The sequence below is a fragment of the Azospirillum sp. UENF 312511 genome (genome assembly GCF_058780635.1).
Genome location: NZ_JBSNCG010000001.1, coordinates 455,001 through 476,257, shown reverse-complemented (window position 1 = coordinate 476,257; position 21,257 = coordinate 455,001). Strand labels below are relative to the sequence as shown.

At 67.6% G+C, this 21,257-nt stretch carries 14 protein-coding genes and 1 pseudogene (1 of these 15 only partly in view); 14 read left to right on the top strand and 1 reads right to left on the bottom strand.

Features of this window, described 5'->3' with window-relative positions; translation table 11 throughout:
* Positions 1 to 14 precede the first annotated feature (14 nt).
* The 3 genes from ACWPN7_RS02085 (at position 15) to ACWPN7_RS02075 (ending at position 5,519) form a co-directional block, all read left to right on the top strand.
* A complete protein-coding gene (locus ACWPN7_RS02085; protein ID WP_459197802.1) occupies positions 15 to 1,271 on the top strand; it encodes an endo-1,4-beta-xylanase in 1,257 nt (418 codons plus the stop codon).
* A gap of 176 nt (positions 1,272 to 1,447) precedes the next feature.
* Positions 1,448 to 2,374, top strand: coding sequence for a class I SAM-dependent methyltransferase (locus ACWPN7_RS02080; RefSeq protein WP_456522284.1), 927 nt, complete (start codon positions 1,448 to 1,450; stop codon positions 2,372 to 2,374).
* Between the two features lie 229 nt (positions 2,375 to 2,603).
* Positions 2,604 to 5,519: a cellulase family glycosylhydrolase gene (locus ACWPN7_RS02075; RefSeq protein WP_459197801.1), complete on the top strand. Its 2,916-nt coding sequence runs from the start codon at positions 2,604 to 2,606 to the stop codon at positions 5,517 to 5,519.
* Positions 5,520 to 5,595: 76 nt separating this feature from the next.
* On the opposite strand, the gene ACWPN7_RS02070 is transcribed toward ACWPN7_RS02075, so the two are convergent.
* Positions 5,596 to 7,077, bottom strand: coding sequence for a lipopolysaccharide biosynthesis protein (locus tag ACWPN7_RS02070; protein WP_349621255.1), 1,482 nt, complete (start codon positions 7,075 to 7,077; stop codon positions 5,596 to 5,598).
* Positions 7,078 to 7,948: 871 nt separating this feature from the next.
* Here ACWPN7_RS02070 and ACWPN7_RS02065 point away from each other — a divergent pair.
* The 11 genes and pseudogenes from ACWPN7_RS02065 to ACWPN7_RS02015 all read left to right on the top strand — a co-directional run.
* Positions 7,949 to 9,394, top strand: a complete 1,446-nt coding sequence (locus ACWPN7_RS02065) for an exopolysaccharide biosynthesis polyprenyl glycosylphosphotransferase (RefSeq protein WP_137104713.1) — start codon at positions 7,949 to 7,951, stop codon at positions 9,392 to 9,394.
* 291 nt (positions 9,395 to 9,685) lie between these two features.
* Positions 9,686 to 11,023 (top strand): O-antigen ligase family protein, encoded by a 1,338-nt coding sequence (locus ACWPN7_RS02060; protein ID WP_040134561.1) that lies wholly within the window; start codon positions 9,686 to 9,688, stop codon positions 11,021 to 11,023.
* Between the two features lie 61 nt (positions 11,024 to 11,084).
* Complete coding sequence (locus tag ACWPN7_RS02055; protein WP_137104711.1) at positions 11,085 to 12,017, top strand: glycosyltransferase family 2 protein; 933 nt, start codon at positions 11,085 to 11,087, stop codon at positions 12,015 to 12,017.
* A 7-nt stretch (positions 12,018 to 12,024) separates the two neighbouring features.
* On the top strand, positions 12,025 to 13,233 hold the full coding sequence (locus ACWPN7_RS02050) for a glycosyltransferase family 4 protein (protein ID WP_040134563.1): 1,209 nt from the start codon (positions 12,025 to 12,027) through the stop codon (positions 13,231 to 13,233).
* Between the two features lie 57 nt (positions 13,234 to 13,290).
* Positions 13,291 to 14,439: pseudogene (locus tag ACWPN7_RS02045) on the top strand (glycosyltransferase family 4 protein); the annotation flags it as partial.
* A 117-nt stretch (positions 14,440 to 14,556) separates the two neighbouring features.
* Positions 14,557 to 15,468, top strand: coding sequence for a polysaccharide deacetylase family protein (locus tag ACWPN7_RS02040; protein ID WP_459197800.1), 912 nt, complete (start codon positions 14,557 to 14,559; stop codon positions 15,466 to 15,468).
* A 535-nt stretch (positions 15,469 to 16,003) separates the two neighbouring features.
* Positions 16,004 to 16,300, top strand: coding sequence for an acyl carrier protein (locus ACWPN7_RS02035; protein ID WP_051658288.1), 297 nt, complete (start codon positions 16,004 to 16,006; stop codon positions 16,298 to 16,300).
* 64 nt (positions 16,301 to 16,364) lie between these two features.
* Positions 16,365 to 17,924 carry a class I adenylate-forming enzyme family protein gene (locus ACWPN7_RS02030; protein ID WP_200775730.1) on the top strand — a complete coding sequence of 520 codons (1,560 nt, stop codon included), beginning with the start codon at positions 16,365 to 16,367 and terminating at the stop codon, positions 17,922 to 17,924.
* A 55-nt stretch (positions 17,925 to 17,979) separates the two neighbouring features.
* A complete protein-coding gene (gene asnB, locus ACWPN7_RS02025) occupies positions 17,980 to 19,995 on the top strand; it encodes an asparagine synthase (glutamine-hydrolyzing) (RefSeq protein WP_459197799.1) in 2,016 nt (671 codons plus the stop codon).
* Between the two features lie 107 nt (positions 19,996 to 20,102).
* Positions 20,103 to 21,110 carry an NAD(+) synthase gene (gene nadE, locus ACWPN7_RS02020; protein ID WP_149650262.1) on the top strand — a complete coding sequence of 336 codons (1,008 nt, stop codon included), beginning with the start codon at positions 20,103 to 20,105 and terminating at the stop codon, positions 21,108 to 21,110.
* A 38-nt stretch (positions 21,111 to 21,148) separates the two neighbouring features.
* A protein-coding gene (locus tag ACWPN7_RS02015) for a GNAT family N-acetyltransferase (protein ID WP_247875058.1) crosses the window boundary here: on the top strand, positions 21,149 to 21,257 show its 5' end (the start). The gene runs 956 nt beyond the window's last position; only the first 109 of its 1,065 coding nucleotides appear in the window; the start codon lies at positions 21,149 to 21,151; its stop codon lies beyond the right edge, outside the window.

The window sequence follows — 21,257 nt, the reverse complement described above, 5'->3', positions numbered from 1 at the left end:
GAGGCCCGACGCCCATGGCCCAGACCTCGCCAAAAGCCACCTCGCCGAAAACCCTCTCCTTCACGCGCCGGGACGCATTGCGCGCCGCCGCCGCGGCCGCGGTGCTGGCAAGCTGCAAGGCCGCCGCCGGCCCATCCGTCGCCGAGGCAGCGTCCGCGGCGGTGCCCAACCCCACCCTGCGCGACACCTGCCGAGCCGCCGGGATTCTTCACGGCGCCGCCCGCGACCACCTGATCGAGCCGGAAGACCCCATGCTCGACACGCTGATGGCGCGGGAATGCGACGTGGTGACTCCCGAGAACGGCGGCAAATGGGCCGTCTTCCAGCCGCAGGAGGGCAACTTCGACTGGGGCCGCTTCGACGCCGGGGTGGAACTGGCCCGCCGCATCGGCGCCAAGCCGAACTGGCACTGCGCCCTGTGGCAGCACATGGGCATGCCCGACTACATGACGCTGCCGGCCAGCCGCCAGCGCGCGTTGGGCATCGGCGAAAGCGCGTACTTCTCGGCCGACGGCACGCTGTCCGAGGACAATTACTGGCCGCGCTTCACCGCCATGGTCGCGGCGGTCAAGCAGCGCTACGGCGACAGCTTCTACCGCATCGACGTGATGAACGAGGCCTTTTTCTGGGAGACCGAGCGCAGCCACCCCCAGGAGCAGGACCGTTACGGCTTCCGCAAGGGCATGTGGTGGGTGGTGGCCGGCGGCACCAAGGGACCGGACTGGCTCGATCCCTTCTTCCACCACATCCGCAAGGAATTCCCCTCCGCCAAGCTGGTCATCAACGAGTTCGGCATCGAGATCGACGAGGGCTGGCAGCAGCGCAAGCGCGCCTATTTCCAGACCTGGCTGACCGACGCGGTCAAGCGCGGCGTGCCGATCGACGGGGTGGGTCTGCAAAGCCACCTGATGGCCGGCAAGCCCTACGACCGCGAGGGCATGAAGGGCTTTCTGCGGGCCATGGACCGGCTGGGCCTGCCCATCCACGTCACCGAGTTCGACGTGAACGAAAAGCACCTGCCGCGCTCCTGGTCGCGGGCGGAGAAGGACCGCGCCATGGCCTTCCTGGCCGGGCAGTATCTGGGCGACATCGCCGGCAACGCCCGGCTGGCCGAGCTGTGCTGGTGGCACCTGCGTTCCGACCTGAATTACATCTCCCGGGAGATGCCGGAGCTGAAGCCCCATCCCTCCCCCTACGACGCGGCGTCGCGCCCGCTGCCCTTGTACGAGGCGTCGGTGCAGGCGTTGCGCGGGCGCAACCGGTCGGGGTGAGGCGGATCGGGGTGAGGCGGACCGGGGCGAATCCGTCCGGCAGTCGGCGCGGTACCCCTTCCGGCCCCGCTACCCCGCCCGATCGCGCGACCCGCTCCGCCGTCCGCGCCTGTAAGGATTTCCGACAGCGACCTTAGATTAGCGGAACAGCAGCGTTTCTCCCAACGAGGTGATCTGTGGACACGTTGACGTCGGATGAGCTGGTCGCCCGCTACAAGCGGAAGTTCGGTCTGGCCCCGAACTATCCCCTCAGCGAAACCATGGTCCGCCAGCATTGGGACCTGGAACGCCAGCTCGCCCGCGAGCTGCTGGACTCCCGCCGCGAAGAGCGCTGGACGGTGTTCGAGCGGAACTACACCACCCTCTACAGCGAATGCCCCTGGCTGAACGACGCGGTGGATACGGCGGCGCAGAACGACGAGCTGGACTTCCGCCACTTCCTGACGCTGCTCAAGGGCGCGCGGGACGTCTACGAGGTCGGGTCGGGCAAAGGCCGGCTGCTCAGCTATCTGGCCCGCCACGGCCACCGCTGCGTCGCCACCGAGATCACCCGCGAGCGTGGTGAGCGCTGGACGGACGAGCGCTCCAACGTGACGTGGCGCTGCTGCGACGGCGTCAACCTCGCCGAGTTCGAGCCGCGCGGCCATTACGACGCCGTCGTCTCCACCCACGTCATCGAGCATCTCCACCCCGAGGACGTGTCCGTGCACCTGTCCAACGTGCACGCCATCCTCAAGCCGGGCGGGCGCTACGTGCTCAGCATGCCGCACAAGCACGCCGGGCCGATGGACCTGTCGGAGGTCTTCGGGCTGGACGAGCCGATCTGCATGCATCTGCGCGAATACACCTGGAGCGAGACCGAGCGCGCGCTGCGCGAGGCCGGCTTCACCCGGATGGAGGCCGTCTACATTGCCCCGATGGCGATCCGCCGGCGCATGCACATCCATGGGTCCGGGCGCGGCTACCTCGCCTATGTGAAGGCCGTGGAATCCTTCATGGGGGCGATGCCGTTAACCCTGCGGCGCAAGCTCGGGAAGCTTGGCCAGCTCTACCTGTTCCGTCCGGAGGTCTTCATGGTGGCTCACAAAAGTCACGAGGGCTGAGACGGCGGATTTCGGAAACCTTTCTGTAACAAGACTTTACACTTTCTCCTCCCCGTGGCCGCAAGGCCCCACTGTGGCGCGGAAACCGCAGCAAAGGCGGTTTTTCGCGCCTCATTCTTTTCACAGCCGCCCGTGGCTTTTGAGCAGCATTTCCCTAAAATCCGAAATATCTCGTTAACCAATTGGGCCTCACCTTTGCTCCACCGAAAATGGAGAGAGGTTACTTCCAATGGCAACGACCACCACGGGTCTCGTCGACACGACCTTCGTCGTCAACGCCTCGGGGCAGGCTGCCGGCGGGATCTGGCCGCAGTTCCGGCTGCTCCTGGATGGTGTCAACCTCGGCCAGGCGACGGTCAGCTCGACCAGCGCCGGCCGTTACACCTTCAAGGCCCAGGTCGCTCCGGATCAGGCGCACAAGCTTCAGATCGTCTACTTCAATGACGGTTCCGTGAACGGGCAGGACCGCAACCTGCTCGTCAAGTCGGTGGAAGTGAACGGCAAGACCGTCGACTCCACCAGCTCGCTGGTCACCTACGACCGCGGCGCCGCCGATGGCCAGGACGTGATCCCCGGCCAGGAAGGCATGTGGTGGGACGGTTCGCTCGACTTCGCGCTGACCAAGGACTATTTCCCGGTCCCGACGCCGCCGGCCCCCGCGGGCAACACCCAGGTCATCCTGAACCTTCAGGGCAACCCGGCGGGCGGCACCAACGCGCATTTCAACCTGCTGATCGACGGCAAGAAGGTCGGCGAGGGCGTGGCCGGCACGACCGCCAAGGACTACGTCTTCTCGATCAACGCCACGGCGGATCAGGCGCACAAGGTCCAGATCCAGTACGACAACGACGGCTTCGTGAACGGCCAGGACCGCAACCTGCTGGTCAACAAGATCACCATCAACGGCAAGTCCGTCCTGCCCACCGACAGCATCGTCACCTATGACAAGGGCGCGCTCGACGGCAAGGACGTGGTCCCCGGCCAGTCCGGCATGTGGTGGAACGGCACGCTGGTGGTGGACGCCGACAAGGGTTTCTTCCCCGGCTCCTCCACCCCGACCAACCCCACCACCCCGACCACGCCGCCGGCGCCCGTCACTGGCACCACCCAGGTCGTGCTGAACCTGCAGGGCAACGAGGCGGGCGGCACCAACGCGCATTTCAACCTGCTGATCGACGGCAAGAAGGTCGGTGAGGGTGTCGCCGGCACGACCGCCAAGGACTACGTCTTCTCGATCAACGCCACGGCGGATCAGGCGCACAAGGTCCAGATCCAGTACGACAACGATGGCTTCGTGAACGGCCAGGACCGCAACCTGCTGGTCAACAAGATCACCATCAACGGCAAGTCCGTCCTGCCCACCGACAGCATCGTCACCTATGACAAGGGTGCGCTCGACGGCAAGGACGTGATCAAGGGCCAGCAGGGCATGTGGTGGGACGGCACGCTGGTCGTCGACGCCGACAAGAGCTTCTTCCCCGGCTCCTCCAATCCGACCACGCCGACCAACCCACCGGCCCCCACCCCGACCAAGCCGACCCTGACGGTCAGCGACGTGTCGGTGACCGAGCCGACCGGCAAGACCAGCGGCATCGCGCCGGGCTTCCTGCACACCGAGGGCGGCCAGATCATGGACAGCAGCGGCAAGGCCGTGAAGCTGACCGGCGTGAACTGGTTCGGGTCCGAGGGCTACGCCTTCGCGCCGCAGGGCCTGTGGATGGACAGCTACCAGAGCCACATGAACCAGATGAAGGATCTGGGCTTCAACACCATCCGCCTGCCCTACTCCGACGCGATGCTCGACAACGGCCGCATGCCGACCGGCATCGACTACTCGAAGAATCCCGACCTGCGCGGCAAGACCTCGCTGGAGGTGTTCGACAAGATCATCGACTACGCCGACAAGATCGGCATGAAGATCATCCTCGACCACCACCGCTCCGGTGATGGCGCGTCGGCCAACGAGAACGGGCTCTGGTACACCAGCCAGTACCCGGAATCGAAGATGATCGAAAACTGGAAGATGCTGGCCGAGCGCTACAAGGGCAACGACGCCGTCATCGGCGCCGACCTGCACAACGAGCCGCACAACCCGGCCACCTGGGGCGACGGCGGTCCGAACGACTGGGCCCGCGCCGCGGAGCGCATCGGCAACGCCATCCAGTCGGTCAACAAGGACTGGCTGCTGATCGTCGAGGGCATCGAGACCTATCAGAACCAGTGGTACTGGTGGGGCGGCAACCTGCTGGGCGAGAAGAACTACGAGGTCAAGTTCAACGAGCCGGGCAAGCTGGTCTACTCGGTCCACGACTACGGCCCGTCGCTCTACATGATGGACTGGTTCAAGGCCAACAACTTCCCGAACAACATGCCGGCGAAGTGGGACCAGATGTGGGGCCACTTCATCCAGAACGATGAGACCCCGATCCTGGTCGGCGAGTTCGGCAGCCGCATGGAAACCGCCATCGACAAGGCGTGGATGCCCAAGCTGATCCAGTACATGAACGGCGACTGGAACGGCGACGGCAAGATCGACCTCGCCACGGGCGATCAGGGGGCGAGCTGGACCTACTGGGCCTGGAGCCCCGGTTCGGGCGACACCGGCGGCATCATGAACGACAGCTGGCAGGTGGACTACAACAAGTACAACGCCATCAAGGCGGGTCTGTACAGCAGCACCGCCGCCAGCCCGGTCACCACCGACGCGGTGTTCACGATCAAGCTGTCCCAGGCCTACAACCAGACGGTGACGGTGGACTACGCCACGGCGGACGGCACGGCCAAGGCCGGCTCGGACTATCTGGCGACCAGCGGCAAGCTGACCTTCGCCGCCGGCGAGACCACCAAGACGGTCGCCGTCAAGGTGCTGAGCGACGACGTGGTCGAGGGTGTCGAGACCTTCAACCTGAAGCTCTCCAACCCGACGCAGGCGACCATCGCCGACGGGACCGGTGTGGGCACCATCAACCCGCCGGGCTCGGCCCAGGCCCTGTCGGCGGACCTGCTGGCCCACGCCCTGGCCCAGGACACGGCGACCGCTCAGGCGGCGGATGCGCAGAGCGCGCTCGACCTCTCGACGGTCGACGTCGCGCACATGATGGCAATGGACGCCGCGAACCTGCTGCTCGAGCATCAGGCCGCGTAACGACCGCGGAAGCGGATCATGACAAAGGGCCGGCGGAGCGATCCGCCGGCCCTTTCCGCTTTCAGGGCATGCGCCTTCAGGACGCCGATTGCAGGCGGCGGACGCGGCCCAGCAGCATCTTGCCCAGCATCGCCCGGCCCGTCGATCCCATGCCCGGACCGAACACCGCCGCCGCCAGGAAGACCAGCACCAGCAACACCTTCTCGGCGGTGAAGGCCGGGTCGACCTCAGTGCCGAACAGGTACCAGCCCGCCGCGTAGGCGAAGGCCGCCGGCACCAGGATCCAGCCGATCCGCACGGCGTTCAGCGGCACCTCGTCGCGGCAGATGCGCCGGCGCACCGTCTCGGTGAGCACGATCTGGAAGACCTCGCGCCCGAGGTTGGCCAACGCGGCGCCGAGCAGGCCCCACTGCCAGACCAGCGCCAGCGCCAGCGCCGAGCCCACCGCGAGGCTGGCCGCGGAGATCCAGGGCAGCACGCCGACGCGCTTGGCCTTCAGGATCGCCACCTCCGGGTTCATCCGCACCCCGTGCAGCACATAAGCCAGCACCAGGAAGGGCATGCTGGTCAGGACCGGCGTGTAGTCGGCCGACGCGATCAGCCAGAGGATTTCCGGCGCGGTCAGCGCCAGCCCCAGCCCGGCTCCGGTCAATAGGACGACGAAGAGGTGGAAGACGAAATCCGCCTGACCGTGGTCCGCGGCGCCATGCTGGGACTCCAGCCGGCTGACCGACCATATCTGCAGGAAGGAAGCGGTCAGGAACATGAAGAGGATTTGCGACAGCCGCATCCCGAAGGCGAACAGGCCCACCGCCGCCGTGGACAGCAGGATGTTCAGCAGCCAGCGCGAGACGAAGTTGTTGGCGATGTCCAGCAGAGACTGCGGCGCGTAAGGCAGCCCCAGCGCCGCCACCCGCTTCAGGATCGGCAGGGAGAAGGAGAAGCCCGTGTCCTTCAGGATCGCCACCACCAGCAGGAGGCCGAGCGCCAGGAAGGACGCGCCGTTCGCCAGGAAGATGCCCTCCACCCCGAAGCCGAGCGCCCACAGGAACAGCAGGTTGAAGGCCAGCAGGGCGATCACCTTGGCCAGCGACACCAGCAAGCACAGGCCCGACCGCTTGCGCGCCCGGTAATAGGCCAGCGCCAGCTCGAACAGGGTGGTCAGGGCGACGCCGGCCAGCGCGATCGCCATCACCGCCGCATGGCCGGTGTCGCCGAACATCGCCCAGCTTCCCGCCATGCCCAGCGGCCAGGCCAGCCCGACCATCGCCACCGACGTGCCGACCACCGCCAGCAGGCAGGTGCTGGCGACGCGCTGCCGGTCACCCTCCTCGGCGTGTTCGAAGTAGACGGCGGTGAAGGCGTTGTTCATGCCGATCATCAGCATGACCGCCAGCAGGTCGGCGACCACCACCACCAGCGCGTAGACGCCGAATTCGGAAGGGCTGAGAAGCCGTGTGTAGAGCGGCAGGAGCAGAAGCCCGGCAGCCCGGTTCACCACGTTGGCCAGCATGAACAGCCAACCGTGTTTCAAGATCGTCGCTGCTTCGGACGCCATCAGGAACTCCGCCTAGAACTCCGGTGGGGCGGCTCTGCCGCACCCGCGAACGCAATTCCGATGATTGGAACCGGACCGGGACGTTTCAATTTCGCGTTGGTGCCGTCGCGCTGTTCTTCAGGCTTATCCCCATGAAGGCGCATCGGCGGCGTCCCTGCCCCCACCCTAACCCTCCCCCGCTGACGCAGGGGAGGGGACTGCCGCCGCTTCGCAGAAGGCACCCTCCCCTGCGAAAGCGGGGGAGGGCCGGGGTGGGGGCAATCGGCCGAACCACCCGGCAGACAACCGACCCAGCCTGCGAGGGCACTCCACCGTGATCAACGGGGCGTTGGAGACACAGTCTCATCCGGAATCGCCGAGCGGCTTCTTATGGGATACGCCCACGCTGCCGCCTCGGCGGGACAGGCAGACCAACTCGGGACATGCCGCTGCCGCCCGGTGCCGCACCCCACCATAGGGGACGCGGAACATCCCCCGAATACCTCCAAATTGCGGGAAGGAAAGGAGTAGTCGGAGAGCGGCGGAGGCAGCGCCGCCACCGATCCGGATGATCCGGACGAAGTCACCCACTTTCCTTAATCTCTTCAAACTCACCCAGGGGAATCCACTCTGGATGTAAGGGGTATCGCCGGTGGCGGAGGAAGCCTCTTGTGATTTGTTGATTGACGGCCGCCTTTATCCTAATTCGTGGAGAACAGCGCAACCTTCTGATCTGTCTGCACAGAGGCGGAGCACGCGCTGATATTTGTGTGTCTTTCTGAACACAGAAGGACTCAAAGAAAAAGCTGATGAGAAACCGTCTTTCGCTGCGGCGCGTTAGGTCAGGCGCGAGACGGATGACATTCCGTTTCACACATAAATGGGACCTGCGATGAGCAAACTCGACCCAGAAGCGGTCATCAATCTGGCCCCGGTGAAGAAGACGGCCATGCCGACGGTGGGACCCGGGCTGCTGTTGGCGCTGTCCGACGGCTTCATGCTCGCCCTGCTCGGCTGGACGCTCATCCAGCTGTTCGGAAGCGACACCCTGACCGCGGAAGCGGACCTGTCGCAGCGCGCCCTGGTCACCGGCCTGATGCTGGTGCCGCTGGTGAAATCGGTTTTCGGAATTTATTCGCTCGGCCGCTTCGACTATCTGGAGCGGACCCGCCGCACCTTCCAGGCCGCCCTGCTGTCTGTGGCCGTTCTCGCCGTGCCCTTCATCGTGATGGACGGCTTCCGCTCCTTCTTCGTCGAGGCGCTGTCGGTCGCCCTGATCGGCTTCGCGATCACCTACGCCGCCGACCTGCTGTTGGTGCACGGCCTGATGGCCAGCGCGCTGAACTGGCGCACCCCGGTGGTGATCGTCGGCGCCGGCCCGCAGGGTGCGGCCATCGCGGAGAAGCTGCAGCGCCTGCCCTGGCTGGGGATGCGTCCGGTCTGCTTCTTCGACGACGACGACACGCTGTGGCAGACCCGCGTCGCCAACCTGCCGGTGGTCGGCTCGACCGACCTGCTCGCCAAGTCCCCGGCCTACGCCCAGCAGGCCCAGGCCGCCATCGTCGCCGACATCGGTCGCCACAAGAAGGAGCTGACGGCCCTGGTCGAACGGCTGCCCTTCAAGCAGGTCTACTGCCTGCTCGGCGAGGGCAACGTCAGCGCGGTGGACGCTACCTACCACAATCTGCACGGTTCGCTGGCCCTGCGCGTCTCGGTCCGTCCGCCGACCAGCTACCTGCGCATCCGCCGCGCGCTGGACATCCTGCTGTCGGCCATGCTGCTGGTGGCGGTGGCGCCGCTGATGCTGGGCATCGCCGCGGCGATCCGTCTCGACAGCCCCGGCCCGGTCATGTTCCGCCAGAAGCGCTGGGCCGGTGGCGACAAGACCTTCGACGTGCTGAAGTTCCGTTCGATGCACATCAACGCGGAGGAGCATCTCCAGCGCCTGCTGGAGAACGATCCGAAGATGCGCGAAGAGTACATGACCTACCACAAGCTGACCTACGACCCGCGCATCACCCCGGTCGGCCGCTTCCTGCGCAAGACCTCGCTCGACGAGCTGCCGCAGCTGGTGAACATCCTGATGGGCGACATGAGCCTGATCGGCCCGCGCGCCTACATGCCGAAGGAACTGCCGGAGGTCGGCGCCTCGGCGGACGTCATCGGCTCCGTCCGTCCGGGCCTGACCGGCTACTGGCAGGTGTCGGGTCGCCACCGCACCACCTTCCAGGAACGCGTCGCCATGGACGTCTTCTACGTCCGCAACTGCGGCCTGCTGTTCGACTTCTACATCCTGTGCAAGACGGCGGTGATCGTCCTCAAGGGCGAAGGGTCATGACCCCGCAGCGCTCCATCCAGGCCCCTCTTCCCACCCGGGAGAGGGGCTTTCCCTTTTCCGGGGTCCGCTCCGACGCCGCCGGAAGCGGCCGTCATAGGCCCTGCGGGACCCGCAAGATCGGGGTGGATGGCCCAACCGGAGGTAGCCCCGACGGGGATGGCCTCCTTCGGCCTAATGCCTCCGCCCGGCTACAGGTCCGGGCATCGGGTTGGCATCTTCAGAAAACGATGCGGTGCGCCCGTCATGGGCGTTCACTGCCATAGCAGCCCTTTTCACCGGAACAGCGGCCCCATGAAAGTCCTCGAAGTTCTGGAAAAGAGCATCACCGTCTTCTGCATCGTCTCGTTCGGCGGGTCGGTGCTCCCGGCGCTGCTGACCGGCGGCGGTGCGACCGATCCGGACGCGCCGGGCGCGGTGATCTACTTCATGGCCGTCTACGTCATGATCCTGGGCCTGATCGCGCTGCGGCCCAGCCTGGCCTTCCGCATCCCGACGGGAAGCCCGGCGGTGTCGCTGATCGTGGCGCTGGCCTTCCTGTCGGCCCTGTGGTCGATCTACCCGGACGTGACGCTGCGCCGCGCGGTGGCCTTCCTGTTCACCACCGCCTTCGCCGTCTATCTCGCCCTGCGCTACACCTTTCCGGAGATCGTCCGGATGCTGGCGACGGGCCTGTCGATCCTGATGGTGCTGTCCTACGCCTCGGTCTTCGCCATGCCGGCGGTCGGGCTCGACCACGAGCAGCATGTCGGCGCCTGGAAGGGCATCTTCTGGCAGAAGAACGTCACGGGCCGCATGATGGTCTGGCTGGTGCTCTGCCTGCTCTGGCTCGACTGGACGCGCGAGGGCAAGCGCTGGGTGGTCCGCCCGCTGCTGCTGATGGCCCTGCTGCTCATCGTGATGAGCCGGTCGGGCACCGGCCTGGTGACCTCGATCCTGGTCGCCGGCCTGCTGCTGGTCAGCGGCTTCGTGCGCGGCGGCATCCGCAGCTTCGCGCCGGCCATGGCCTTCGTCCTGCTGGTCGCGGTGGTCGGCATCACCAGCGGCACGACCTTCTGGCACGACATCCTCTACATGCTGGGCCGCGATCCGACGCTGACCGGGCGCACGGTGCTGTGGGAACACACGCTGATGTCCATCCAGGACCGCTTCCTGCTCGGCTGGGGCTACGGCGCCTACTGGTACGGAGCCTACGGTCCGGGCAGCACCTTCACCCAGGGCTGGGGCATCAACTCCGCCCACAACGGGTGGATGGAGGCGTGGCTCGACCTCGGCCTGCCCGGCGTGATCCTGACGGCGATGCTGATGGGCCGCCTGCTGATCCAGGGCTTCGGCGCCATCCGCTACAGCGAGAACCGCGCCGAGCCCGCCTGGATCTTCACCGTCGGCTGCGCCCTGCTGCTGATCTCGGTGTCGGAGAGCGTGTTCCTGGAGCGCCATTCCCTGAACTGGATCGTGCTGGTGATCGCGGCGACCCGTCTCGTGCAGCGCCGCCGCTGGGCGAAGATGCAGGCCCGGATGCAGGACCAGCAGCAGGCGTACAACGCCGGCTTCGCCAGTTCCTCCCCTTACGGAACCTCCTACGGCGGGCCTCCGGCCGCCGGCTGGAGCGGTCCGGCCCGGCCCGGCTGACGGAAGGAGGCCCCCTCATGTTCCGCCCCCCGCATTCTCCGTCGCGACAGAAGGTAATGTCATGACGCCCTCACAAGAGATGGTCACCGTCGTCATTCCCACCCGCAACCGGCCGGACATGGTCGCGCGGGCCGTGGAAAGCGCGCTGGCACAGACCTACGCCCCGCTCGAGGTCGTCGTCGTCATCGACGGGCCCGACCCCGCCACCGAGGAGCGCCTGAGGGCGTTCGGCGATGCGCGGCTGACCGTGATCGCGCTGGAACAGAACCGCGGCGCCGCCGGCGCCCGCAATCTGGGCGTGGAGCGCGCGAAAGGCGCCTGGATCGCCTTCCTCGACGACGACGACGAGTGGATGCCGGGCAAGATCGCCCTGCAGATGGCCGCCCGCCCGCCCGGCGTGCGCTACCCGATCATGAGCTGCCGCTGCAAGGTGGTGACGGCCCGCGGCGACTTCGAATGGCCGCGGCGCCTGTGCACCCCGCGGGACCGGATCGGCGACTACCTGTTCGTCCGCCACGGGCTGTTCAAGGGCGAGACCTTCGCCCCCACCACCACCCTGCTCGCCCCGAAGGCGCTGCTCCAGCGCCAGCCGATCCCGAAGTCGGCCTTCGACGACTGGGAGTGGCTGATCTCCTGCGGGCAGATCGAAAGCTGCGCCCTGGTGACGGTGCCGGAAGTGCTGGCGATCCACTACACGGAATCCGACCGCATCACCCTGTCGACCTGCCACAACATCGACATGGCCCTGAACTGGGCGGAGTCGGTGCGGCCCAAGCTGTCGCCCCGCGCCTACGCCAGCCTGCTGCTCCAGGCCACCGGCGGCGAACAGGCGGCGCGGACCCCGGCGGTGCGCAAGCGCATCCTGAAATCGGCGCTGCGGGACGGCGCGCCGACTCCGATGGCGCTGACCACCTTCCTGATGCATTCGCTGATGCCGGTCGGGCTGCGGCGTCGGCTGCGTCAGGCCATCTTCTCGGCTCCCGGCGCGGCGTGAGGGCAGAATGGGTTTGATCGATAGGGGTTTCCGGCGCAAAAAGGCGGCCCGCGCCTGCATTGTCTTCGCCACCCCCGGCGCGCTCGACGGCGGCGGGGGGATCGGGCGGATGACGGGTTACATCGTCGACGCCTTCCAGAACAGCTCCACCGCCCCGGAGACCGTGGTGCTCGACACCCGCGGCACCGGCAGCGCCCTGCTGTCGCCGGTCTATCTGGCCGGCACGCTGGCGCGGCTGGGCGCCCTGATGCTGCGCCGCCGCCAGACGGTCGTGCACATCAACGTGTCGGAGAACGCCAGCGTCTGGCGCAAGGCGGTGGTCCAGCTCTTCGCCGGACTGTTCTCCTGCCCCACGGTGGTGCATCTGCACGGCGCGTCCTTCATGGAGTATTTTGAAAAGGGGCCGGTGTCCCGCGCGATCAGCCGCTGGCTGTTCGACCGCTGCGGCATCGCTCTGGTGCTGGGCGAGAGCTGGCGGAACTTCCTGGTGCAGTCGGTCGGGACGGACCCGCACAAGGTCCGCGTGCTCTACAACGCCGTGCCGGACATCGGCGCCGACCTGCCCGTCCGCGCGGCGCCGCCGGAGGGGGCGATCGTGTCGCTGCTGGTGCTCGCCAACCTGTCGGAGCGCAAGGGCATCGGCACGCTGCTGCGTTCCTGCCGGCTGATGAAGGACCGGGGCTTCCGCTTCCGCGTGACCATCGGCGGTGGCGGCGACGTCGAGGGCTACCGCCGCATGGCGGCGGAGCTGGGCGTGGACGGCGAATGCCGGTTCGAGGGCTGGATCTCCCGCGAGCAGGCGCACGCCCATCTGCGCGATCACGACATGCTGCTGCTTCCCTCGACCCACGAGGGGTTGCCCATGGTGATCCTGGAGGCGCTGTCCACCGGCATGCCCGTCATCACCACCCCGGTCGGCTCGATCCCGGAGGTGCTGACCGACGGGGAGACGGCGCGCATCGTCCCGGTCAACGACCCGGAGGCGTTGGCCCATGCGGTCCGCGACCTTGCCGCCCGGCCGGCGCTCTACGCGCACCTGTCGGCGGAGGGGCGCCGGCTGTTCCTGGAGAAATTCGTCATCGAGTCCTATGGCCGCAGCCTTCAGGACATCTATGCGGAGCTGAACCGTCCCGACGCCGTTCGGCGCCCCTCATTGGGAGCGCTGCCCGACGCCGCGGCGGCCAAGCCATCGCTGACCCGCGCGGGCCGACAGTAAGAACCCATTTTTCCGCGGGGTCCCTAATTCCTTCCTCCCTGAAGCCTCGCGAGGGGAGCGCGACAGTCAGGAGCGGATATGATCTACATCGTTTCACCCGGCGGCACGCTCGAAAAGGGCGGCATGGGGCGAATCGTCGACAACTTCACGACGGACTTACGGGAGAACCGTCCCGACGTGAAGTTCGAGGTGATCGACAGCTACGGGCCGGACGCGAAATTTCATCTGATGCCCTTCTACTTCGCCGCAGCGATGCTGCGCCTGTTCGGCTGCTTCGCGACCGGCAAGGCCCAGCTCGTGCACATCCACATGGCCGAATATGGCAGCGTGCTCCGCAAGGGGCTGATCGTCGCCATGGCCTCTCTGTTCCGGGTGCCGGTCGTCCTGCATCTGCACGGGGGCCGTTTCCCCAAGCATTACGAGGACGCCAAGCCGCTGTCCCGCTGGGCCATCCGCCACATGATGGAGATGACCAGCGAGGTGGTGGTGCTGGGTGAATACTGGCGCAACTGGGTGGTCACCACCTTCCCGGCCGTGCGCCGCACGACCCTGCTGCACAACGCGGTTCCGGGTCCGGAGACGATCCCGGAGCGCGCGGAGGACGGGCCGGTGCGCCTGCTGTTCCTCGGCCGCCTGATCAAGCTGAAGGGCATCGACGTGCTGCTGGACGCCCTGGCGTCCGAGGCGTGCCGCAGCCGCTCCTGGCAGTTGACCATCGCCGGCGACGGCGACCTGGAGACCTACCGCGCCCAGGCCAAGGCGCTGGGGCTTGAGGAGCGCGTGCGCTTCACCGGCTGGCTCGACCAGACCGGCTGCCGCAAGGAGCTGGTGCAGGCCCATGTGCTGGTCCAGCCCTCCATGTTCGAGGGTCTGCCGATGTCGGTGCTGGAGGCCATGGCCAACGGCCTGACCATCGTCGCCACCCCGGTCGGCAGCGTGGGCGACGCCATCGCCGACGAGGAGACCGGCCTGCTGGTGCCTCCGGGCGACCGGACGGCCCTGGCCGAGGCGCTGGCCCGCGTGATCGACGACGCGGAGCTGCGCCGCCGGCTGGGCCAGGGCGCCCGCCGCCGCTTCGAACGCCAGTTCGACATCGCCGTCTACCGGGAGCGCATCGTGGAGATCTACCGACGCAACGCCCGCGGCTGGATGTCCGAGCCGGCGCCCACAGCCTCCATCGGGCCGCGCCGGGCGCGGTCCGGCTGACGATCCCGCCGATCCGGGCCCGGTTCCGAACCGGGCCCGTCCTGCCTTTCAACCGGTCCGCAACCGCCTCGCCAGCCGTGAACAAAGGACCGGAACCACAGCAGAGGTCCAATCCCCATGAAGCAAGCCATCGCGGCCGGAATCGTGCGCTGGACGGGAGTCGGTGCCCTGTTCCGAAACTTGTTCGCGCGCCGGAACGTGACCATCGTCGTGTATCACGACCCGGACCCGGAGGTGATGCGCGCGCACCTCGCCTGGTACGCCGAACGCTACAGTTTCACCACGCTGGACGCGGTGGCCGATGCGCTGGAAAGCGGGCGGTGGGGTGACCTGCCGCCCTATCCGCTTGTCGTCACCTTCGACGACGGCCACCGCAACAACGCCCGCCTGGAACCCCTGTTCAAGGAATTCGGGGTGCGTCCGACCATCTACCTGTGCAGCCGTGTGGTCGGCACCGCCCGCCCCTATTGGTGGAAGACCGCCGCCGCCGCGCGAATCGGCGCCGAGACTCTGAAACGCCTCCCCGACCCGGAGCGCCGCCGCCGGCTTGCCGAAGCCGGCGACGATCCCGACCGGGACGGCGCCGACCGCCAGTCGCTGACCTGGGACGAGGTCCGGCATCTGGCCGCCGTCACCGATTACGGCGCCCACACCCGCACCCACCCGATTCTCCTGCAATGCGACGACCAGCGCTGCGCCGAGGAGATCGCGCTGTGCAAGACTGAGCTGGAGGAGGCGACCGGCCTGCCCTGCCGTCATTTCGCCTTTCCCAACGGCGATTTCAGCGACCGCGAGGTGGCGATCATCCGGCAGGCCGGCTACCGCACCGCGCGCACCATCGATCCGGGCTGGAACGGCCCGAAGGCCGACCCGCTGCGGCTGCACGCCGTGCCGATTTCCGACGACGCCTCGGTGGACTGGCTGTCGGTGCAGGTGACCGGCATTCCGGCCTGGCTGCGCAAGCGCAAAGGCGACGGTGTCACGCCGGCCCCGACCCCGACGCACGGCGATCCTCTGCCGGCGGCGTGATCCTCGCCTTATGACAAGCGCTTCCCATGTCCCCTCTCCCCTCTGGGGAGAGGGTTAGGGTGAGGGGGTTGCGCTTTTGCCGGACTTGGCGCCACGGGCACCCCCCTCACCCGGCCCTTCGGGCCACCCTCTCCCCGGAGGGGCGAGGGAAAGCACGCACGCCCTCTCAGCAACCATGACGAGAGCGATAGGCCCTCCTACGCCGCAAGTCAGAGAGGGCTCCCCAAGAGTACGAGAAGGTATTCCCTGCTCAATTGCAATGACCCTGAGTGGTTAGCCACTGTCTTCACCGTCCGATCGTCCTTTGCACTCTCGAAAACACCGCATTCGAATGCAATAAAGAATGACGTACTCGGCGGCGTTGCCGAAGCCTCTCTGCAAAGAACGGGAAATGCCTTTCCCAATCCCACGCAACGAGGCGGTAACACCGAAAGGAACGGACCGGCCCCTTTGGAGTAACTCCCAACGAGGCCGACCACCGTCCCGAACTGCCGGCCAAGGATCGACGATCAAACCCACAGGAGTTGCCAGCGACATGCGGACCGCCATCACCACCGAGACGACGACCCTGAGCGCACCCGCCACCCAGGAAATCCGCGCCTTCATCGTGGAGAACTTCCTGCTCGGCAGCGACTCCGGCTTCGACAACGCCGAATCCCTGCTGGAGACCGGCATCATCGACTCCACCGGCATCATGCACGTCGTGGCCTTCCTCGAGGAGCACTTCGGCATCATCGTCGAGGACGACGACATGGTGGCCGACAACCTCGAATCGGTCAGCCGCATCGCCGCCTACGTCGAGCGCAAGCGGACCCTGAAGGACGCGGCCTGATCCATCCGCCAGGACGGAACGGGTCATCGGGACAGTCACCGAAGCCAGGCAAGGGAACAGCGTCATGGCGCACCTGCTTCATCAGTTCCTCAGCGAAACCGCCGCAAGGCGGCCTCACCACACCGCGCTGATCGCGGGGGAGAACGCCGTCACCTTTGCCGAGCTGGATCGCCAGAGCGACGCCGTCGCCTGCGCGCTCCAGTCCGCCGGGGTGGTGCGCGGCGACCGTGTGGCGGTCATGCTGGAGAACTCGATCGAGTATGTCGCGGGCCTGTTCGGCGCGCTGAAGGCCGGGGCCGTCTACGTCCCCGTCAACCCGTCCACCAAGGCGGACAAGCTGGCCTACATCCTGACCGACGCCGGCGTGCGGGCACTCATTGCGCCCTCCGCGCTCGCCCGGCAGGTTGTGCCGGCGGCTGGCGAGGCGCCTCACCTCGCCACCACGCTGTGGGTTGGGCCCGCTGTGCCGGCCGGGGCCGGCGGGCTCTCCTTCACGGATATCGTGGCCACCCACCCGGACCCCCAGTCCGGAGGCACCAAGCCGCAGAACCGCGGCCTGATCGATCAGGATCTGGCCGCCATCCTCTACACCTCGGGAACCACCGGGCGGCCCAAGGGCGTTATGCTCAGCCACGCCGCGCTGGTGAACACCACCTGGTCGATCTCCACCTATCTGGAGAACACGCCCAACGACGTCGTGATGTGCGTCCTGCCGCTGACCTTCGGGTACGGCCTGTCGCAGATCCTGACCGGGGCGCGCGTCGGCTTCACGGTGGTTCTGGAACGCTCCTTCGCCTTTCCGGCGGAAACGCTGGCGCGCATGGTGAAGCACCGCATCACCGGCCTGCCCGGCGTGCCGACCTTCTTCTCCACCCTTCTCGGGATGGAGGCGCTGAAGACCGCCGACCTGTCCTCCCTGCGCTACCTGACCAACGCGGCGGCTCCCCTGCCGACCGCCCACATCGACCGCCTGCGCGAGCGCTTCCCGGATGCCGCCTTCTATTCGATGTACGGCATGACGGAATGCTGCACCCGCATCTGCTACCTCGACCCGCGCGACCTCGGCACCAAGACCGCCTCGGTGGGCCGGGCCATTCCCAACTGCGAAGCCTATGTGGTGGACGAGTTGGGCAACCGCGCCGCCCCCGGCGAGGTCGGCGAGCTGGTGGTCCGCGGCGCCAACGTGATGCGCGGCTACTGGAACCGTCCGGAGGAAACCGCCAAGCGCCTGCGCAGCGGGCCGCAGGGTGAAACCCTGCTCTACACCGGCGACCTCTTCACCATGGACGCCGACGGCTGCCTCTACTTCGTCAGCCGCAAGGACGACGTGTTCAAGTGCCGCGGTGAGAAGGTCAGCCCCAAGGAGGTCGAGAACGCCCTCTACGAGCTGGAAGCCGTTGTCGAGGCCGCCGTTCTCGGCGTGCCCGACTCCGCCGACGGCATGGCGGTGAAGGCCTATCTGGTCGTCCGCCCCGGCGCCACCCTGACCGAGATGGCGATCCGCCAGCACTGCCGGGGCCGCCTGGAAAGCCATCTGGTGCCCAAATTCATCGAGATCCGCGACGAGTTGCCGAAGACCGAGTCCGGCAAGATCAAGCGCGCGATGCTCGCCGAAACCGCCTGACTTTCTTACCGCCGATCCCTTTCCCGCCGGATCAAGACACACAGGAGAGCGTGCGATGTGTGGTGTCGCCGGAGTTCTCGCCGGGCCGCGTGCCGAGCCCGCCGGACTCGACGAACTGAAGCGCATGATCGCCATGATCGGGCACCGCGGCCCGGACGGCTACGGCTTCTACCGCGACGGGCGGATCGGGCTCGCCCATGCGCGCCTCAGCATCGTCGGCTTGGCCGGCGGCTTCCAGCCGATCCACAACGAGGAGCGGACTCTCTGGATCACCTTCAACGGCGAGATCTTCAACCACGTCGAGCTGCGGCGTGACCTGGAGGCGCGCGGGCACCGCTTCTACACCCGCACCGACACCGAGGTGATCGTCCACGCCTTCGAGGAGTACGGCCCCGCCGCCTGGGCCAAGCTGAACGGCCAGTTCGCCATCGGCCTGTGGGACGCGGTGAAGCGCGAGCTGTGGCTGGTCCGCGACCGGCTGGGCATCCTGCCGCTGTTCTACGCCCGCAGCGGCGACCATCTCGCCTTCGCGTCGGAAGCCAAGGCCCTGTTCGGCGGCGGCCGCATCGAGCCGCGCTTCGACGCCGCCCGCCTCGCCCAGGTCTTCACCCACTGGAGCGTCGCCCCCCAGGGCAGCGTCTTCGCCGGAGTGCAGAGCGTGCCGCCGGCCACCGCCATCCGCATCGACGCCGACCTGCGCCTGCACGAGGCCCGCTATTGGGAGCCGGACATGGCCGGTGATCCCGCCCTGTCCCGCATCACGCTGGACGAGGCGGCGGACCGGCTGGAGGAGAAGCTGCTCGACGCCATCCGCCTGCGGCTGCGCGCCGACGTGCCGGTGGGCGTCTACATCAGCGGCGGGCTGGACAGCTCGGTGATCGCGGCGCTGGCCCGCAAGCTCGACACCACGCAGATGCACAGCTTCGGCGTGCGCTTCGCCGACAACGCCTTCGACGAGACGCCGCAGCAGCGGCTGGTCGCCGGCCATGTCGGGACGGAGCATCACGACATCCTCTGCACGGCGGAGGACATCCAGGCGGCCCTGCCCGATGTGATCTGGCACGGCGAATCGCCGCTGGTCCGCACCGCCCCGGCGCCGCTCTTCCTGCTCTCCCGCCTCGTCCGCGACAGCGGCATCCGCGTCGTGCTGTCCGGCGAGGGCGCCGACGAGTGGCTGGCCGGCTACGACATCTTCAAGGAGGACAAGGTCCGCCGCTTCTGGGCGCGGCAGCCGCACTCCACGGCGCGCCCGAAGCTGCTCAGCCGCATCCATCCCTACGCCGCCACCAGCGGCCAGAAGGACAGCCCGCTCTGGCAGGCTTTCTGGAAGCGCGGCATGACGGAGACGGACGATCCCTTCTACGCCCACCGCATCCGCTGGCAGAACACCGCCTGGACCCAGCGCCTGCTGGCCCCGGACGTGCGCTCCGCCGCCAACACGCAGGCATTCGACGAGGTCGTCGCCGCCCATCTGCCCGCGGGCTGGTCGCGCTGGAGCCCGCTCGCCCGCACCCAGTGGACGGAGATCGCCGCCTTCATGTCGCCCTACCTGCTGACCAGCCAGGGCGACCGGGTGGCGATGGCCAACAGCATCGAGGTCCGCTACCCCTTCCTCGATCCGGAGGTGGACGACCTCTGCGCCGCCCTCCCCGACCGGGTCAAGATGCTGGGGCTGCGCGACAAGCTGGCGTTGCGCCGCGTCGCCTCGCGCCTGCTGCCGGCGGAGATCTTCCACCGCCCGAAGCGCCCCTACCGCGCCCCGATGACCACCGCCCTCTTCGGCGCCCAGGCACCGGCCTATGTCCAGGACCTGCTGTCCGAGGAGTCGCTGAACCGCTACGGGCTGGTCGATGCCGTCGGCGTCGCCGCCCTCGCCGCCAAGGCCCACCGCACCGACGGCCGTATGGCCGGCGAGCGCGAGGAGATGGCCCTGGTCGGCGTGCTCACCCTCCAGATGCTCGCCAGGAACGTGCTGGACGAGCTGCCGGGCCGGGCCTCGACGCTCCGCACCCGCTTGGACGCCGCGCCCATCCACATTCTCGAAGAGCATTTGGACAGCGCCGCCGCCTGATCCGGCGGACCGGCGTGGTCCCCAAGGCACAGTCCTTCTCACAGTCCCCTTCTCACAGTCCCCTTCTCACAGTCGATGCAACAACGCCAACCGGGAAAACCGACACCATGCTGAACGCCCTGCATCCCTTCGACGCCAACGCCCTCTCGCTCGACTGCGCGGCGGCTGCCCGGGAGATCGAACAGTTCATCCAGCGCACCGTCGCCCATGACCTGAAGCGCCAGGGCATCGTGCTCGGCGTGTCCGGCGGCATCGACAGCTCGGTCTGCGCGGCGTTGGCCGTGCGCGCGCTGGGGCCGGAGCGCGTCCTGGCCATCCTGATGCCGGAGAAGGAATCCTCGCCCGACAGCACCCGCCGGGGCCGGTTGCTCTGCGAGAGCCTGGGCATCGAGCCGATCATGGAGAACCTTACCGCTCCGCTGACCGCGCTCGGCTGCTACGACCGCCGCGACAGCGCCATCCGCCGCCTTTTCCCGGAATACGGTCCGGGCTGGAAGCAGAAGATCGGCCTCGCCGCCGGCCTGCTCGACGCCGACCGCGTCAACTACTTCACCATGACGGTGGAATCGCCGGAGGGCGACCGCCAGACCAGCCGCATGCCGGTGGACGTCTATCTGTCGGTGGTCGCCGCCACCAACCTGAAGCAGCGCGTCCGCAAGACGATGGAATACACCCACGCCGACCGGCTGAACTACGCGGTCCTCGGCACGCCGAACCGGCTGGAGTATGAGCTGGGCTTCTTCGTGCGCGGCGGCGACGGTCTGGCCGACCTGAAGCCGATCGCCCATCTGTTCAAGACCCAGGTCTACCAGATGGCCGCCTGGCTCGGCCTGCCCGACGACATCCAGAGCCAGTCGCCGAGCACCGACACCTACACCCTGCCGCAGTCGCAGGAGGAGTTCTACTACGCCATCCCCTACGACAAGCTGGACCTCGCGCTCTGCGCCTACGGCCGCGGCGTGCCGGAGGACGAGGCGGCCCGCGCCCTCAACCTGTCGGTCGATCAGGTCCGCCGCGTCTACAAGGACATCGTCCTGAAGCGCCGCACGTCGGGCCGCATCCTGCGCAACGCCGCGCTGGTGCAGCCGGTCGAGGTGGATGGGAGCGACGCATGACCGCAATGCCCTGGCTTCAGCGGGGTGTGGAACGGTTCATGTCCGAGGATCGTGTCGCGCTGGAGTCCTTCCAGCGCGACCACTTCGGTGCGGACTCCCCGCTGCTGGACGACACCCATTTCAATTGGCTGTTCGAGGAGCCGCCGA